The sequence below is a fragment of the Desulfosporosinus sp. OT genome (assembly GCF_000224515.1).
Classification (GTDB): domain Bacteria; phylum Bacillota; class Desulfitobacteriia; order Desulfitobacteriales; family Desulfitobacteriaceae; genus Desulfosporosinus.
The window spans coordinates 1-653 of the sequence record NZ_AGAF01000184.1; the positions used below are offsets into that span (position 1 = coordinate 1).

Annotated in this window: 1 rRNA gene; it reads left to right on the forward strand. The window is 48.5% G+C overall.

Annotation, left to right across the window (positions count from 1 at the left end):
• Nucleotides 1-98: 98 nt before the first annotated feature.
• Nucleotides 99-653 (forward strand): 23S ribosomal RNA (locus tag DOT_RS18175); the annotation flags it as partial.

Sequence of the window (653 nt, forward strand, 5' to 3'; positions counted from 1 at the left end):
TCTTTGAAAACTGCATAGAGAAGAAGATCTAGAAAAAGTCGAAAGAATTCACCTTAAGACGCAAGTCTTAAGTAAAACCTAGAAGTAGAAGATCAATAGGTCAAGCTACTAAGGGCGTACGGTGGATGCCTAGGCGCTAAGAGTCGATGAAGGGCGCGGTTAACAGCGAAATGCCACGGGGAGTCGTAAGCAGGCTTTGATCCGTGGATACCCGAATGGGGCAACCCAACTAGAGTCATATCTAGTTATCTTTAGCTGAATACATAGGTTAAAGAAGGCAACCCGGGGAACTGAAACATCTAAGTACCCGGAGGAAGAGAAAGAATAATCGATTCCCTGAGTAGCGGCGAGCGAAACGGGAACAGCCCAAACCGAATCCTTCGGGATTCGGGGTTGTAGGACCCTCTTTTAAGAATGGTTTCCTAGCTGAACAGGACTGGAAAGTCCGGGCAGAGAAGGTAACACCCCTGTAAACGAAAGGAAAGCATTCTGTGAGGGAATCCTGAGTACCGCGGGACACGTGAAACCCCGTGGGAAGCAGGGAGGACCACCTCCCAAGGCTAAATACTTCTTAGCGACCGATAGTGAACCAGTACCGTGAGGGAAAGGTGAAAAGCACCTCGGAAGAGGAGTGAAAAAGAACCTGAAACCGT